Genomic DNA, 15,239 nt, shown 5'->3' on the forward strand with positions numbered 1-15,239 from the left:
TGTCCTTTGTTTATTCGTATCATCTATTCGTATGGTCAGCTGTTAGCCTAAATGACTTTGGCTTCATTTCTTAGCTTGTCGACTAATTCGTCTACTGACTTAACCGTGATACCCGCTTTACGCTCAGCAGGTGGCTCAACTTTGGTGACCTCTTGTTTAGAGGTCATATCTACCCCAAAGTCAGCAGGCGTTTTTTCATCAAGTTGCTTTTTCTTGGCTTTCATGATGTTAGGCAGCTTGGCATAACGTGGCTCATTAAGACGTAGGTCAGTAGTGATTACTGCTGGTAGAGACAATGCTACTGTTTGTGCACCGCCATCTACTTCACGAGTGACGTTTACTTTATCGCCTTCTACTTTAACTTCTGAAGCAAAAGTACCTTGACCAATGCCCATCAATGCCGCCAGCATTTGACCAGTTTGATTATTATCATCATCAATGGCTTGCTTACCTAACAAGATAATATCAGTACCTTCAGACTCAGCGATACTTTTTAGGATTTTGGCCACTTGTAACGGATAAGGCTTAGCGTCAGTTTGTACCAATACGCCACGGTCAGCTCCTAAAGCTAATGCCGAACGAATCTGCTCTTGCGCTTCTTTAGGACCAATAGAGACCACGATAATCTCTTCGATAACGCCTGCTTCTTTTAGACGAACCGCTTCTTCAACCGCAATTTCATCAAAAGGATTGATAGACATTTTGGTGTTAGATAAATCAACCGCTGAGTGATCAGCTTTTACACGAACTTTTACGTTGTAATCAATGACACGCTTGACCGCGACTAATGCTTTCATAAGTTCCTCTTTTGTTATATGTGACTTTAAAAGTATTAAATAAAAAATTGCTATAAGTAAAAAGTAAAGCTTTACGGTCGTTCAAAGTTATATTTAACAGTTTTAGCTTATAGCACATAATGGTTAGTGCTTAGCTGTACTTATTAGACTAGACTATCTTGCGTGAGAGCGCTTATAAGGTCAAGATGACGCCGTGAATAATGGGTCATAAATTTGTCACTATTTCTGAAAAATAGCTAATATAAGCTTAAAACCTTTGGTTATAGATAATTATATATAGTCATAATAATTATAATAGTTATGCTTTGTATCACAGCCAAGTGCTTATTTACTTAAGGTTTTATGATTAATTCTATAGTATCTAAAGCTGAGATTTTTGGATGATATTACTACTATAAGCAGTCATTAATACTTGCTTATCACGGATATCATCAAATAATGACCAGTCAGGAACAACCTCATTATTCTTTATCACACTTATATCGGCCGTGGTTTCCATAATCACGGCAAAAACCTCAGACTTAGCCTTGATACCGTTTTTGCGTAAAATCTGTTTAATATCATTAGTACTTAGTTTGGCTTTTTTTAAGTTATCCCAAAGATATTCACCGTTAGCCATCAAAACAATGGGCTGATTGTCTATAAGCGATTTGATGGGTTTAAATTTGCGTCTGACAATAGACAGCAACGCTTGTAACAGGAACAACATGCCAATTGCAAAAACACCTTGTAATAGCGAGGTCGATTTTGATAGCACTGTAGAGGCTAAAATGCTACCAATGCCAACGGTCATGGCAAGATCGTAACTTGACAGCTTAGAAAAGCTTCGCAAACCTACGATACGAGTAAATATTATCAAAAACAAATAAAAACCAATAACAGATAGAGTTATGCCAACGATTTGCTGCCAATCCATCCATAACCAAGCTTGCCAATCCATAGTCCGCCCTCAGTAGTTATCAAATTATTTATCTTAACCAGTATAGATCATCAGCTAATCCAAAAATATTGCTTTTTTTCTATGCCTTACCTATCTTTGACTAAATTTTAGCCAAAAAAAAGCAACCCAATAAGTGGTTGCTTTTGCGATACAGTCTAAACAATATTTTTTTTGTTTTAACAAACAAAGTAATCTATTAACACATTAATCTTTATATAATTAAGCTAATTGATAAATCAATCGAGCTTGACCTATAAGATTAGATAGCTTCGATTTGCTCAGCTTGTGGGCCTTTTTTGCCTTCACCTAAAACGAAAGACACTTTTTGACCTTCGGCTAGAGTCTTGAAACCACCACCTTGGATAGCGCTGTAGTGAGCGAATACGTCTTGTCCGCCGTTATCTTGCGCGATAAAACCAAAACCTTTAGCTTCATTAAACCACTTTACAGTGCCTTCAACTTTATCAGACATAAATTTTCCTAACTCTTTAACTGTTGGCAAGACGTGTGTCGTTGCCTATTGATTGATGAATACTTAATTAATTTGTTAGCAGAATGCTAAAACTAGATAACGCTTTATCACAGTGATATTGCACTATTTTTGTCGCAAACCTCTTAAGTACAACATTATTATAGCAGTTTTTATAATCAATGATAGACTAAATTAAGGAGTTTTGTAAAAGTTTTTTACTAGTGCTAAAAGCTGTAAACACCACCGAAACCAGTGCTTATTAAATTTAACTTTAGCCTTTATTAATAAGCCTTTTGTAGCTTTAAAGCTATATAAACTCCCTTAGGTTTACATAGCGTATTATAGTAGTGACCTAAAGCAAAAGGTACATTGCAGCTATAGAAAAGCCATCAAAGCCAAACAGCACTTAGTTAAACTAGCAAATACTTGATCATTAAGCAGGTAGTGCTAGCCAAGGTGAGGATAATACTAACAGGCATAAGGCAAAGAATACTAGCGCAAAAGATTGGCTATAAGCTATATACTTAGAAGGTACTACTAAGTCTTCAGTAGAATCAGGAATGCCTGTACGCTTGAGCAAACGAGTGCCGTATACCCAGCCAAATACGGTATAAATTCCATAAGCAGCAGGAACAGCAACTGCTAACGGGGTCAGCTCAATCACATATAGCATAGCTACTGAAATAAAGAACCAAGCCGTATCTAATAGTGAGCTGACTCGGAAAAATAATGATTTAGGAAGCTTGCCGTTATTACGCTTAAGCATCTCCCCTTCTATCAAAATAAGTACAGCAACTACCGCACTACAACCTATATATGCAAACTGTGGATTCAACCATTCTGGAAAAGACATTAGTGCGACACAACCTATAGTTTATAAAAAGAAAAAATAAAACAACGGGGAACAAAGAATGACAATATCTTAAATAGCCCTTTATTAGGTAGCTCTACTGGCTAACAAGCACTCTACCGGTTGCTTAAATTGGGCTGCTATTATTGATTTTCAACCATTGTGATTAACTTAATTAAAAAATATAGCTCAATTTTGTGCCTATATCTACTTGTGTTTACTGCTGTAATTTTATTATTAAGGGATTGGCATGAGAGTAATAGTGACAAAACAGAACTGCCAATAAATAAAAGCCCATGCTATCAATTTAATAACATGGGTTGTAAGTCACGGATCTAATCATTATTAGTAACTGGGTTTTGCTAAGCAAAAAATTATTTAATTATTAATTAGTTTTTGTCTTTATCAATGATTTTATTACCACCAATCCAAGGCATCATACCGCGCAATTTAGCACCGGTTATTTCGATTTGATGCTCAGCATTGTTACGACGACGTGCAGTCATTGAAGGATAGTTAGTTGCCCCTTCAGAGATGAACATTTTCGCATACTCACCAGACTGAATACGTTTAAGAGCGTTGCGCATAGCTTCGCGAGATTGCTCATTGATTACTTCAGGACCAGTAACATATTCGCCATATTCAGCGTTATTACTGATTGAATAATTCATGTCAGCGATACCGCCTTCGTACATTAAGTCAACGATAAGCTTAAGCTCATGTAGGCACTCAAAGTATGCCATTTCTGGAGCATAACCGGCTTCAGTTAGGGTTTCAAAGCCCATTTTAACTAGCTCAACAGCTCCACCACAAAGTACCGCTTGCTCACCGAATAGATCGGTTTCAGTTTCGTCTTTAAAAGTGGTTTCGATAATACCTGAACGACCACCACCAACACCAGCAGCATAAGATAGCGCTAGTTGTTTGGCTTGACCAGACGCATCTTGGTAGATAGCGATAAGATCAGGGATACCACCGCCTTTTACAAACTCATTACGTACGGTATGACCTGGTGCTTTTGGCGCTACCATGATAACGTCAAGATCGCTACGCGGCTCTACTTGGTTGTAATGAATGGCAAAACCATGAGCAAAGGCAAGAGTTGCACCTTCTTTGATATTAGGTTCAATCTCGTTTTGATATAGCGCTTTTTGGAACTCATCGGGAGTCAAAATCATGACGACGTCAGCCGCTTTTACCGCATCGGCAACTTCAGCAACTTTTAGACCAGCATTTTCAGCTTTTTTCCATGAGCCAGAATCAGCACGTAGACCAACTGTTACTTCTACACCTGATTCTTGTAGGTTTAAAGCGTGGGCATGGCCTTGTGAGCCGTAACCGATAATAGCAACTTTTTTGCCTTGGATAATAGATAGATCACAATCTTTGTCATAAAAAACGTTCATAGGTAGAGTCCTTTTCCTCAATCATGGAGAGCCATGGATAGTAAGATACTTATAGCGCACTATTTCTATAAGAAAAAGTGCGCTGTATAAGCGTTATGTTAAATTCTAAGTGTTAATTTTTAAATTGAAATTTGAAAATTTGGTACTGGTTAAACACTCAGCGTTCTTTCACCACGAGCGATACCGATGACACCTGAACGTACCACTTCTAAAATACGTTCACGACCAAGCACATCTATGAAACCATCAAGCTTGGCAGTATCACCAGCGATTTGAAGGGTATAGATACTAGCGTTAACATCAACGATTTGCGCCCGAAAAATATCCGCGCTGCGTTTAATCTCTTCACGTACATTGCCAACTGCGCGAACTTTAATCAGCATCAGTTCACGCTCAACGTGTACAGTATCAGATAAATTAAGGACTTTGACTACTTCTATCAGCTTGTGCAGCTGTTTAGTCATTTGCTCGATTTTTTCAGGTGACGTAATAGTCGTCAAGGTCAAGCGTGAAATAGTAGGATCGTCTGTCGGTGCGACGTTCAGAGTCTCGATATTATAGCCGCGTTGGGAGAATAAACCAACGACCCGCGACAACGACCCCGCTTCGTTTTCCATCAATACCGAAATCAGATGTTGTTGCATTAGGTACGCTCTCCTTTAGTTAACCACATATCACGCATAGTCTGTCCAGCGATTTGCATTGGATAAACATGCTCATCACGATCGACATAGACATCAATGAATACTAGTCTGTCAGTCATAGCCATTGCTTCAGCTATCTGTGCTTCCATAGTCTGAGGATCAGTAATTTTGATACCCACATGACCGTAGCTCTCGGCCAATTTTACAAAATCGGGTAAGGAGTTCATATAAGACTGCGCATGACGACCTTCATAAAGCATGTCTTGCCACTGCTTGACCATACCTAACTGCGCATTATTTATATTTAAGATTTTGACTGGTATGTTGTATTGTAAGCAAGTTGACAGCTCTTGAATATTCATCTGAATAGAGCCTTCGCCAGTGATACAAACCACATCACGATCCGGACACGCCAGCTTAGCAGCCATAGCATACGGCAAGCCAACGCCCATAGTACCAAGGCCACCTGAGTTTAGCCATTGGCGTGGCTCTCTATAAGTATAATAAAGCGCAGCAAACATTTGATGCTGACCCACATCACTAGTGATGATAGCGTTGCCATCGGTTACTCTGCACATTGCCTGTACTACACTCTGAGGCTTGATGCCATTTTCGGTGCTAGTATCATAGCGTAGACCATGACGCTTACGCCATTCATTAATTTGCGACCACCAATCTAACAATGCCGGCTGATCTAGCTGATTATCAGTACCAATCAGCTCTAACATGTCAGTTAGTACAGATTTTACATCACCAACGATAGGCACATGAGCAAAGATAGTTTTCGAAATAGAGGTAGGATCGATGTCGATATGGATAATAGTAGCATCAGGACAGAATTTTTTGACGTTGTTAGTCACTCGATCATCGAAACGCGCACCAATAGCTAAGATAACATCCGCATGATGCATGCTCATATTGGCTTCATAAGTACCATGCATACCGAGCATGCCTAGGAACTGCTCATCGAAACCATCGAAAGCACCTAAACCCATCAAGGTATTAGTCACTGGTAAGTTCAAGCGATGAGCAAGGTCTCTAAGCTCGTGATGAGCATTACTCCAAATTACTCCACCACCAGAATAAACAACCGGGCGTTTGGCGGCGAGTAGAGTCTCAACCGCTTTCTTGATTTGACCGCTATGGCCTTTTATCGATGGCTGATATGAACGGACAAATACTTCGCTTGGATACTCATAAGCATACTTCTCACTCGGAGCGGTCATATCCTTAGGCACATCGATAACTACTGGACCTGGACGGCCCGACTTAGCAATATGAAAAGCTTTTTTGACAATCATTGGGATTTCGCTAGCATGGCGCACTTGGAAGCTATGTTTAACGATAGGGCGCGATACACCGATCATGTCAGTTTCTTGGAAGGCATCTTCACCAATCAGGCTGCTCGGCACTTGTCCAGCAATCACTATCATCGGTACTGAATCCATAAAAGCTGTAGCTATAGCAGTAACCGTGTTAGTCGCACCAGGACCTGATGTCGCTAGCACTACCCCAGTGTCACCAGTCACTCGTGAATAAGCATCGGCCATGTGACCTGCTGCTTGCTCATGACGCACTAAAATATGCTCGATATTATCTTGTTGGAATAACGCATCATAGATATGTAAAACCGCACCACCTGGATAGCCAAAAATATATTTGACACCCTCGTCAATGAGCGACTGCACTAACATTTCAGCACCAGTCATCATTACTGGTTCGTTACCACCTTCAGCAAGCAGTTTTTGTTTCTCTTGGAAATTTTTGGCGGCATTAGCCGTTTGAGTATGTCCAGTCATATTTGGACTTTGAGTAGTTTGCGTCACTGTCATCACCTTTATTTACGGCGCAGACTAGCAGAGTTTTGTCGGTATTTATAATGACGTCAGTTATGGCTTGGACGTAATTAAAGTACCTAAAAATAGTGCTCGTCGTTGTCCATATAAGAATATGTACCCACTATGTAAAAGTAGCGCTACTGTATAAGCTAGCCTGCTATTTTCACATAACAATTTATAGGGTCAGCTTTGTGATGGGATATTATCGGATACAGTGACAAGATGCGAGCGCATCTACAAAAGAAAAGAGGCTTATTATTATTTTGAACACTCACTATTCGACGATAAAGTAGAGAAGCATAACAGTCCTATATAGCTAGCAATCATTGTAGATTACACTATCGCTAACTGTAGCCTATTGACTATCATCAAAGCTGTCTATCCTATCTATCAAATTAGCAAAAACCATTATCCTAATATAGGCTTATGTCAGCGATGACAACCAGCAGATATAGCTATGACTAATGAGTAGTACAAATAATGGTAAATAATAAGTTTATCTTAGTCATTGTAGACCGATAAGTCCGGAGACAAATAACACTGCTGATAACTATAGTCATGATGACGATTATCGTTACTGTGCTATTGCCACAAAGAAGGTAAACCAATAGAGCTACCGATAAGTAGCCAAATAGGCTTTATCTTCAAGTGCTACGGCAATATTATAAATGCCGCTCACTGACCAACCAACTAGGATTAGTTTCAACGGTTTAGCTCCTATTGTCAAGAAAAAGTTATAAAGCCTATACCCAACTAATGGTTATTAAATAATATCTATTGATAAGTATTTTTTGTTAGAATCAATAGTTAGTATATAAGCATTGGCTATGCAAAGCCCTAAGGTTTTACTCCTAAGCTTGGCTTACTATTGCTTGAATCGATAACTGGCTGTAGGCCTTGGCGTTACCATACTTTTAATATTAAATCGACAGGACAGCTATTATGGCAGCAGTATCTATGATGAATTATGTGACTAAACTATTTATGCTATTAATGGCTATTAGTATGTGGGCACTATCAATAAATGCTAGCCACGCTGTTGAAGTTTATAAATCGATTGGCAGTTATGGCGAAGTCAAATATAGTCAACATCCGCCAAAAAACGGTAAGAGCATCGAAACGATAGAGTTTCGCAGTGATGGCCGCCAGAATACTCCAGGGCAGCTGGACGGTAAAACTGATGCTAATCAAACTGATAATAGCCAAAGCGCTGAACAACAGCGGGTGGCTCAGCTAGAAGCTCGTATTAAAGATCAAGAAGCGCAAGCCAATGCTCAGCGCTGTCAAACACTACGTAATAACTTAACTAACCTCAATGCCAATGGCCCTATCTATGAGACGGATGCTAGTGGCAAGCGTGAATATCTTGACAGTCGTCAAATTGAACTAAAACGTGAGCGAGTACAACAAGCTATCGGTCAATATTGCAGTTAATCTATGACGCTACCTAGGCTAGAGTAAATAGCTAATACTACTAGCCCCTCTATATCATTAGCCTACATTTTGCCAAGATTTAAAGGCTAATTAGCGCTATAATTTGTCGAACAGCCGCAGGCATATCTTGTGCTTGTAAGCCGCGCTGTCCTATCAAGGGTCGTCTATCTAAGTTTGCAGTACAGCTTAAACCATTATCATCTTTATAAGATAATTGGTTCATTAATAAATCTGCTGCCAGGCCATGAATAAGTACTGCTTGACGTAGACTACGCTGCTCATCGCTCAAGTCTTGTTGAGCCAACAACCCAGCGCTCACCCCTGACAGCACGTCACCCATGCCAGCGCTTGCCATACCTGCATTACCAACTGCGCAAACATAAACTTGACTCTGTGTTTCTGATAACTGCCCTAGCCCCTTTTCTAAAACTAAAGAACCTGCACCTTTTAATACCCAATCACCACCATAAGTAGCCGCGCATTGTTTTATCGCCGCTAGTCGATCATCCTCTATAGCCACAATATCTTTATCTAATAGACGTGCTGCTTCGCCACTGTGCGGAGTCAAGCAAACTTGGTGAGTAACAGAGTAGTGTTTTAGCTGAGCAATTATTTTATGGCCTTGTTTGTGTAATGAAGCCAAATGATAAAGGCCATCAGCATCGATTACTATGGCATGATCTTGCTGCATTATTGCTTGTAGGTAGTGAACCAATAGATTTTCTACGCTTTTATCACGGCCAAGCCCCATCCCTATCGCCACTACACTCGCCTCTTTAATGAGACTTTTGACTCCTGCTATATCATGTAAGTCAATAGTCATAGCGTCTGGTAGCGAGGTTAGTAGCGCCCCATGAAATGCGGTATGACAAGCGACTGTTATCTTACCGGCCCCAGTAGCCATAGCACTAGCAGAGGCTAGGATAGCAGCTCCGCCCATACCTTGTGAGCCCTCTATCTGATTACCGCCTATCACTAACACATGACCATAACTGCCTTTATAACTGTTTTGGCGACGCGCAGATAATCGCTGTGCGGTACTCAATAACGTAGCGGCGGCTGTTAGTTTGCCATAAGGTATCAGCGGGATATCGATGATGACGCCCGCATAGTCCTTACCATCTTTAGTATGTAGGCCAAACTTACGAGCTATCAAGCACAAAGTTACGTCAGCTTCGATAGCTAAGCGCTCGAATACTTGGCCAGTTGTAGCTACTAAACCACTAGGAATATCTACAGCCACTACTAGCGCTTCACCATAGTTATGGTGCTGTTTAGCAGCTTTATTAAAGCACTCAATAGCTTGTTTATAAATACCGCTTGGTGAGCGATTTAGACCAATACCGAATAGCGCATCGACAAAGACATCAGCCGATAAGTTAGAGGCAAATGCCATATCGTTAGCTTGCTGATCCTCAAAGCGCTGACAAGGAACAGCTGCCCTTAAAGCCAGCTGCTGAGCTTTTATGGCGTCTGGCAGTGGTTCAATTTTATAAGTTTTATCTCCCTCTTGTTCATCATTACGGTTATGACTAAGGCTATCAATAGCTACTGTCAGTGCGGTTACCTGCCAGCCTGCTTGTTGCAGATAACAAGCTATTAGCCAACCGTCACCGCCATTATTGCCATGACCAACCCAGATAATTGCACTTGGCGTTCTATCAACAACAGCATAAAGGTACTCCTGTTTTAATGCAGCAGTAACTAGCTGTTGATAGTGCTGCGCTTCAAGTTGAATAATATGCTGAGTCATTTGCCAAGCTGCTTGTTGCATAAGCGCAAAACTATCATAACCTTGTGCGAACCAAGCCTGTTCCATAGCATAGAGCTGTTTACTATCATACAAGCTGACAGGTAACTTAGTAGTTGCCATCGCCATTGTTGGGTCACTAATTAATAGATTTTTTTTAGTAGGCATAAATAGTCCTTAATGACTGGTTTAAAATGGCTATCTCTAAGCGGCTATCTGATAGTTTAACAAGCTGATCTAAGCATACATGATATTGTCTAATAATATGAATGACTATTTATTAGCGGTTATATTATTAGCTGCTATACTCACACCACTAGTCATCTAAGCTATGCAGCTTATCACTATGGCATACATTTAATGATCTTAACTTTGTTCTTTCACGCTATTATTTATTACCCACTATGACTATTAAGCCCACAGTAACAGATGTAGAAAACAATATTATAATGGTCAATCAAGGCGCATTTGCGACAGCCGATGATGTCAAGCTATGGATAAAAGCACAAGCGCAAGCCTTAGGCTTTGGCGACTGTGGGTTTTTATCTGTACATCATCCACTGTTTGCCCAGCAGATGGAACAGTTACAGCGCTGGCTAGCTAAAGGATATGAAGGTCAGCTCCAGTTTATGCATCAAAACCATGAGCTACGTGCTCATCCTGATCAGCTAGTGGCTGGGGCAAAAACTATCATTAGTGTGCGGATGGACTACCTGTCTCAAGCACCAAAATCACGTACTGTTGAGGATAATGATCGCCCCAATCACGGCATCATTGCGCGTTATGCCCGCGGTCGTGATTACCATAAAACTATGCGTGCCAGACTCAAACAATTAGCTTTAAAGATAGAAGCTATGCTCCCTGAATGGCAACATTTGGCTATTGGTGCTGATAGCGACTTTGTGTTTCGACCTTTTAGCGACTCTGCCCCTATATTTGAGCGTCCGATAGCGGATGCCGCAGGGCTTGGTTGGACGGGCAAACATACTTTATTATTGAACAAACAAGCGGGATCCTTCTTTGTATTAGGCGAGCTGTTTATGAGCTTAGAGCTACCTGATGATAAGCCTGTTGCTCCTCATTGCGGCAGTTGTAGCGCTTGTATCGATATTTGTCCTACCCAAGCAATCGTTGCCCCTCATGAACTCAATGCTGCCGCCTGCATCTCCTACTTAACCATTGAGCATAAAGGCAGTATCGATATAAAATATCGCCGTGCCATAGGCAATCGAGTATTTGGTTGTGACGACTGTCAACTTATTTGTCCTTGGAATCGCTATGCCCAGCTGACAACCGTCAACGACTTTGCACCTAGGCATGGGCTAGATAACAGCAGTCTGCTTGAGCTTTGGCAATGGCAAGAGCCGGATTTTTTGCGTTATACAGAAGGTAGCCCACTTAGACGTACTGGCTACCTAAGCTTCCTGCGCAATATTGCTATCGGTCTAGGCAATGCCGCTGGTAATCCTGAGATCATCAACCAATTACAAGCTAAATTAGGTTTTCATGGTGATTTGCTAGATGAGCATATTGATTGGGCTCTATTAGAGCAGCAAGCAAAGATAAGCACTAGTGACTAACTGGCTATTAATCAAATAAAGAGTTATTTAATCCTTTATCTGTGATTTTTTATTACTCATGGTTAATAATCGTCAATTAATAAAAGAAGTAGTAAAAAATTGAATAAAGGATGTTAATAAAACCCCTTAACTAATAGTTACTATTAAAATACATTTGATAAAAATTACTTAATAGAGCTCCTTTAATAAAGCTATTTAGTAAAAAAGCGCCTCTTAGCTATTAAGAGGCGCTTTTTGCATTGTAGTAACTAATTTAAAAAAATTAATACTAAAAATAGTTTTATTTAAAATCTTATGGCTTAGGAATACGTAGTACTTGACCTGGATAGATCTTGTCAGGACTAGATAGCATAGGCTTGTTAGCTTCGAATATTTTCATATAATCGTTAGCTGAACCATATACGCTCTGTGCAATCTTAGACAAGTTGTCACCAGATTTTACGGTATACATAGTTGATTCAGGTGCATCTTCTTCAATATCGATGTTATCAATGACTTTAGCAACGTTTTGTACGTTACCAATAGCAATGATAGCTTTTTCACGATCTGCTTGAGTCTTAGCGTTACCACTGATTTCAGCAGTATCAGTAGATCCATCATACTTAACTTTTAAGTTAGTGATGCTAAGGTTCTGTTGTTGAATACGACGTAACAAAATATTGGCTACTGACTGAGCAGAAGGCTCACTATCTTTTACTGGCGTATTAGAATCTGCTTTACTTTCTTTTTTGGCATCGTGTTTAGCATCATCACGATTAAAAATTTTATCACCAATGTCCTTTGCGAAACTAAAAATTCCCATTAAATTATTCCTTAAATTGTTGTTATTGAAGTTTGTGGCTTGTCCTGACAATAAGTATAACAAACCAATAAAAATTACATAGTAGGTGTTTGTTGAATAATGTTAAGGAAATTTAACTCATACGGTAGTAAAATTAGGATAAACGTAAAGCGGATAATATTTTTCTCACAAAAAAACCGCTTATCTATAAAGATAAGCGGTCTAGTACTAGTTACTAAAGTATTAAGTTATTACAGTTGTGCTTGTACGTAATCTACTGCTTTTTGAACAGTCGTTAATTCTGCTGAATCTTCGTCAGGAATAGTGATGCCAAAATCACTTTCGAATGACATAACTAGCTCAACTAAATCTAATGAATCAGCACCTAAGTCTTCCATAAAAGAAGCTTCATTGCTGATATCTTCAACATTCATGCCTAACTGTTCTGCTACTGCAGACTTTACTCTTTGCTCAGTATCATTACTCATATAGGTAACTCCCTTTTATTTATCACTTTTAAAAATAACCATCTGACTGCTTAGATGAGTCGATGGCATATATAGAATTTGGCAAATTATGTCAGATTAATAATCTCAACTTGCTTCAACGGTTTTATGGCACACTTGATGTCAGTTGAGACCTTGTTATAATACAGGGTTTGACATAAAAGTGTCCGTTATTATATCACCATTGTTTATAGTTTACACTCGTTCACACAAATTTTTGTTGATTGAATGTAACTTGTTATTCACTCTACATATACATGCCGCCATTGACTGGTATTACAGCGCCAGTAATATAACTAGCCTCATCGCTGGCTAAGAATAACACTGCAGCGGCAATATCTTCTGGCTGCCCCAAACGACCGATAGGCACAGCGTCCAGCATAGAGTTGAGCAAACGCTCATCCATCTCATCCGTCATATCAGTTTCGATAAGTCCAGGAGCCACACTATTGACGGTGATTTGGCGTGAACCGATTTCACGAGCCAGCGTACGGCTGAAACCTTCGACACCAGCTTTAGTAGCAGCATAGTTAGCTTGGCCAGCATTACCCATTTGGGCAACTACTGAACTGATATTAATAATACGACCACGACGCGCTTTCATCATGCCACGGATAGCACGCTTACTCATGCGATATACTGATGATAAGTTAGTATCGATGACATTATCCCAATCTTCATCTTTCATGCGCATTAACAAGCCATCTTGAGTGATGCCTGCATTATTAATCAGTACTTGTACCGCACCATAAACGCTTTCAATCTCTTCGAACAGCTTTTCAATCTGAGCACCATCACGCACATCCAACACTCGACCAATACCACCAGAATCATGTAGATACTCATTGATAAGCGTTGCACCTTTCTCACTGGTGGCAGTACCTATAACAAAATGACCTTCTTTAGCAAAGCGTTTGGCCACTGCTTTTCCGATACCACGACTGGCACCAGTAACTAATGTGATCGTACGACTCATGATAATACCTCTATTAATTTGTCTAAGCGAACAGGTTTGTCGGTTGGGTAGCTGGCGATAGGATGAGCTTGGCGCTTAGCTAAGTTACTCAACACATTACCACTGCCACATTCTATTAAAATATTAATTTGCTTATCAGCCAGCTCTTGCATAGTTTTCGACCATAATACCGGCTCACTAAGCTGCTCAGTTAAGGCTTGCTTAATACCTGCAGCGCTGGTTTCAACATGAGCGTGACGGTTCTGAATAACGGGAATAGTAGCTTGATCAAATTTTATTTTAGCCAAAGCTTCAGCGAGTGCTTGACTTGCGGGCTGCATCAAGGCGCAATGTGAAGGCACACTTACCTTTAACGCTATAGCCTTTTTGCCAGTGTTCTGCACTTTATCTATAACGGCGTTCACCCCTGCGGTATTACCGGAAACCACTACTTGTCCTGGACTATTAAAGTTCGCCGCCCCGACTATAGCCTCTTCTACATGTTCAGTAGCCTGCTCACATAAAGTGACAACTCTACTATCCTCAAGGCCTAATACTGCAGCCATCGCTGTATCAATACCGACAACGGCGTCTTGCATCAACTGACCACGCTTATGTACTAGCTGTATCGCATCGGCAAAAGAGATTACTCCAGAGGCACATAGCGCGCTATATTCGCCTAAAGAATGCCCAGCAAAGTAGCATGGCATTTCAGTCATTTTAGTTTGCAAAACTCGCCAAATGGCAATACTAGCTGCTAGTAAGGCTGGCTGAGTATATTGAGTTTGATTGAGTAGCTCTTCATCTTGGCAGATCGCCCACAAATCTTCACCAAGCGCTTGGCTGGCCTCAGCGAATGTTTCCTTAATTTGTGGGTAAAGTTCGCTCAACTCGGCAGTCATTCCTAAAGCTTGTGAGCCTTGTCCAGGGAAGATTACCGCAATGCGTGGTGCCGGTAGTGCTGTATCGAGTGCCGATGCCATAGCCAATATTCCTTAAGTAAATTGAGCAGATAACTAGAACAGATCTGCTATCTTATTAGGTGTACTGCATATTTAGGTATAACAATTAACGAGATAGGTGCAAGAGAATTATAGTAACTGCTTAGTAGCAAACTATACACTGCTGAGCGCTATTCTCCTAGTCTAGCTAGCCTAGGAACAATAACTATATAAAAAATTCGCTGTTTATGACCTGCACCTACTATTCATGATAGTAACAATAATAACTAGGTATCGGTAATAAATACTAAAGGGGACAAATTAAACATAATAAAAAGCCAAGTT

At 40.2% G+C, this 15,239-nt stretch carries 14 protein-coding genes; 2 read left to right on the forward strand and 12 right to left on the reverse strand.

Annotated features, from left to right (window positions below):
- Window positions 1-47: 47 nt before the first annotated feature.
- The 7 genes from KPY62_RS05410 to KPY62_RS05440 form a co-directional block, all read right to left on the reverse strand.
- On the reverse strand, window positions 48-797 hold the full coding sequence (locus tag KPY62_RS05410) for an electron transfer flavoprotein subunit beta/FixA family protein (RefSeq protein ID WP_216581139.1): 750 nt from the start codon (window positions 795-797) through the stop codon (window positions 48-50).
- Between the two features lie 361 nt (window positions 798-1,158).
- Window positions 1,159-1,737 carry a DUF421 domain-containing protein gene (locus tag KPY62_RS05415; protein ID WP_216581140.1) on the reverse strand — a complete coding sequence of 193 codons (579 nt, stop codon included), beginning with the start codon at window positions 1,735-1,737 and terminating at the stop codon, window positions 1,159-1,161.
- A 259-nt stretch (window positions 1,738-1,996) separates the two neighbouring features.
- A complete protein-coding gene (locus KPY62_RS05420; protein WP_201623046.1) occupies window positions 1,997-2,209 on the reverse strand; it encodes a cold-shock protein in 213 nt (70 codons plus the stop codon).
- Between the two features lie 433 nt (window positions 2,210-2,642).
- The gene (locus KPY62_RS05425) at window positions 2,643-3,062 is read right to left on the reverse strand and encodes a hypothetical protein (RefSeq protein ID WP_216581141.1); all 420 of its coding nucleotides are present in this window, start codon (window positions 3,060-3,062) and stop codon (window positions 2,643-2,645) included.
- A gap of 386 nt (window positions 3,063-3,448) precedes the next feature.
- Complete coding sequence (gene ilvC / locus KPY62_RS05430) at window positions 3,449-4,465, reverse strand: ketol-acid reductoisomerase (protein WP_216581142.1); 1,017 nt, start codon at window positions 4,463-4,465, stop codon at window positions 3,449-3,451.
- Between the two features lie 149 nt (window positions 4,466-4,614).
- A complete protein-coding gene (gene ilvN / locus KPY62_RS05435) occupies window positions 4,615-5,109 on the reverse strand; it encodes an acetolactate synthase small subunit (protein WP_216581143.1) in 495 nt (164 codons plus the stop codon).
- The gene (locus tag KPY62_RS05440) at window positions 5,109-6,821 is read right to left on the reverse strand and encodes an acetolactate synthase 3 large subunit (protein ID WP_216583162.1); all 1,713 of its coding nucleotides are present in this window, start codon (window positions 6,819-6,821) and stop codon (window positions 5,109-5,111) included. Before KPY62_RS05440 ends, ilvN begins: the two co-directional genes overlap by 1 nt.
- Window positions 6,822-7,889: 1,068 nt before the next feature.
- Between KPY62_RS05440 and KPY62_RS05445 the strand changes: the two genes are divergently transcribed.
- Entirely contained in the window at window positions 7,890-8,381 is a 492-nt protein-coding gene (locus KPY62_RS05445) for a DUF4124 domain-containing protein (RefSeq protein ID WP_216581144.1), read from the forward strand.
- A 79-nt stretch (window positions 8,382-8,460) separates the two neighbouring features.
- Here the strand turns inward: KPY62_RS05445 and KPY62_RS05450 are convergent, their stop codons facing one another.
- A complete protein-coding gene (locus KPY62_RS05450) occupies window positions 8,461-10,299 on the reverse strand; it encodes an NAD(P)H-hydrate dehydratase (RefSeq protein WP_216581145.1) in 1,839 nt (612 codons plus the stop codon).
- 281 nt (window positions 10,300-10,580) lie between these two features.
- On the opposite strand from KPY62_RS05450, the gene queG reads away from it, so the two are divergent.
- Window positions 10,581-11,711: a tRNA epoxyqueuosine(34) reductase QueG gene (gene queG, locus KPY62_RS05455; RefSeq protein WP_228730736.1), complete on the forward strand. Its 1,131-nt coding sequence runs from the start codon at window positions 10,581-10,583 to the stop codon at window positions 11,709-11,711.
- 292 nt (window positions 11,712-12,003) lie between these two features.
- Here queG and lysM read toward each other — a convergent pair whose 3' ends face one another.
- The 4 genes from lysM to fabD form a co-directional block, all read right to left on the reverse strand.
- Window positions 12,004-12,513, reverse strand: a complete 510-nt coding sequence (gene lysM, locus KPY62_RS05460) for a peptidoglycan-binding protein LysM (protein ID WP_216581147.1) — start codon at window positions 12,511-12,513, stop codon at window positions 12,004-12,006.
- A gap of 230 nt (window positions 12,514-12,743) precedes the next feature.
- On the reverse strand, window positions 12,744-12,980 hold the full coding sequence (acpP, locus tag KPY62_RS05465) for an acyl carrier protein (RefSeq protein WP_201623038.1): 237 nt from the start codon (window positions 12,978-12,980) through the stop codon (window positions 12,744-12,746).
- 265 nt (window positions 12,981-13,245) lie between these two features.
- The gene (gene fabG / locus KPY62_RS05470; protein WP_216581148.1) at window positions 13,246-13,974 is read right to left on the reverse strand and encodes a 3-oxoacyl-ACP reductase FabG; all 729 of its coding nucleotides are present in this window, start codon (window positions 13,972-13,974) and stop codon (window positions 13,246-13,248) included.
- Window positions 13,971-14,936, reverse strand: a complete 966-nt coding sequence (gene fabD, locus KPY62_RS05475) for an ACP S-malonyltransferase (RefSeq protein ID WP_216581149.1) — start codon at window positions 14,934-14,936, stop codon at window positions 13,971-13,973. Before fabD ends, fabG begins: the two co-directional genes overlap by 4 nt.
- Between the last annotated feature and the right edge of the window lie 303 nt (window positions 14,937-15,239).

The organism is Psychrobacter sp. TAE2020, assembly GCF_018919485.1.
In the GTDB taxonomy this organism is placed as follows: domain Bacteria; phylum Pseudomonadota; class Gammaproteobacteria; order Pseudomonadales; family Moraxellaceae; genus Psychrobacter.

Bases quoted from the DNA above. Each gene is read 5' to 3' on its own strand.
- KPY62_RS05410 (WP_216581139.1), bottom strand. From the start codon at position 797: ATGAAAGCATTAGTCGCGGTCAAGCGTGTCATTGATTACAACGTAAAA.
- KPY62_RS05415 (WP_216581140.1), bottom strand. From the start codon at position 1,737: ATGGATTGGCAAGCTTGGTTATGGATGGATTGGCAGCAAATCGTTGGC.
- KPY62_RS05420 (WP_201623046.1), bottom strand. From the start codon at position 2,209: ATGTCTGATAAAGTTGAAGGCACTGTAAAGTGGTTTAATGAAGCTAAA.
- KPY62_RS05425 (WP_216581141.1), bottom strand. From the start codon at position 3,062: ATGTCTTTTCCAGAATGGTTGAATCCACAGTTTGCATATATAGGTTGT.
- ilvC (WP_216581142.1), bottom strand. From the start codon at position 4,465: ATGAACGTTTTTTATGACAAAGATTGTGATCTATCTATTATCCAAGGC.
- ilvN (WP_216581143.1), bottom strand. From the start codon at position 5,109: ATGCAACAACATCTGATTTCGGTATTGATGGAAAACGAAGCGGGGTCG.
- KPY62_RS05440 (WP_216583162.1), bottom strand. From the start codon at position 6,821: ATGATGACTGGTGCTGAAATGTTAGTGCAGTCGCTCATTGACGAGGGT.
- KPY62_RS05445 (WP_216581144.1), top strand. From the start codon at position 7,890: ATGGCAGCAGTATCTATGATGAATTATGTGACTAAACTATTTATGCTA.
- KPY62_RS05450 (WP_216581145.1), bottom strand. From the start codon at position 10,299: ATGCCTACTAAAAAAAATCTATTAATTAGTGACCCAACAATGGCGATG.
- queG (WP_228730736.1), top strand. From the start codon at position 10,581: ATGGTCAATCAAGGCGCATTTGCGACAGCCGATGATGTCAAGCTATGG.
- lysM (WP_216581147.1), bottom strand. From the start codon at position 12,513: ATGGGAATTTTTAGTTTCGCAAAGGACATTGGTGATAAAATTTTTAAT.
- acpP (WP_201623038.1), bottom strand. From the start codon at position 12,980: ATGAGTAATGATACTGAGCAAAGAGTAAAGTCTGCAGTAGCAGAACAG.
- fabG (WP_216581148.1), bottom strand. From the start codon at position 13,974: ATGAGTCGTACGATCACATTAGTTACTGGTGCCAGTCGTGGTATCGGA.
- fabD (WP_216581149.1), bottom strand. From the start codon at position 14,936: ATGGCATCGGCACTCGATACAGCACTACCGGCACCACGCATTGCGGTA.